General features: G+C 44.8%; 1 protein-coding gene and 1 pseudogene. Both read right to left on the bottom strand.

The window, feature by feature from the left end; translation table 11 throughout:
- Positions 1-230 (bottom strand): annotated as a pseudogene (locus tag CVN76_RS06285) (peptidyl-prolyl cis-trans isomerase); the annotation flags it as partial.
- Between the two features lie 18 nt (positions 231-248).
- Positions 249-810, bottom strand: a 562-nt coding sequence (locus CVN76_RS06280; RefSeq protein ID WP_198512420.1) for an Hsp33 family molecular chaperone HslO, incomplete at its 5' end; no start/stop codon positions are given.

The raw sequence follows: 810 nt of genomic DNA, 5'->3' as shown, positions 1-810 counted from the left end.
TTCACGACCTCTTTATCCACCATTTCCTCAAGTACGTCTTCTCCATATCTCTTTTCGAGCTCATTAATCCATGCTTCCCGGGAAATATCCTTGGATCCAACCCTGGCGGCTGTCTCCTCTCCTATTACGGATTTAGAAGTGATTAATGGTTTTATGACAAAGATAATGATAGTCAAAAGGTTCAGCACAGCAAGGCCGGCAATGATCGCCCGAAGCTTTTGTTTAGGCAAGACCTTTTCCTCCGTCAATTATTTTTCTGTTTCTGCTTCCAGTTCTTCAAGATCTTCTTTCGAGAATTGGTAGGTTTCATTGCAAAAATGGCATTGCGCCTCCGCTTTTCCTTCTGTCTCGATAATATCCCGAATTTCATCTTTCCCAAGGCTGATCAATGCATTGGCAATTCTCTCCCTTGAGCATTGACAGGAGAATTCGACATCCATTTTTTCTAAAATGTTCACATTGCCTTCACCCAAAATTTCCGTTAGGATTTCTTCCGGCGTCAAGCCTCTTTGAATCATTTTCGAGACAGGCTCGATTGTGCTCAGGCGACTCTCGATTTTGGAGATCGTTTCATCGGATGTTCCAGGCAGCAATTGGATGATGAATCCACCCGCCGCAAGAATCGAATTATCAGGATTCACCAGGACCCCTACACCCACTGAAGATGGCACCTGTTCAGAAGTGGCAAAATAATAGGTGAAATCCTCACCTAATTCGCCAGACACAATTGGCACTTGCCCTGAAAAGTTATCCCGAAGACCGATATCCTTGACAACCGTCAGCAACCCTTCCGTTCCGACAGCTTTCCTG

This window comes from Bacillus sp. mrc49 (assembly GCF_002803435.1).
Note: the sequence above shows the minus strand (reverse complement) of the source record. Positions and strands in the feature narration are given on the sequence as shown.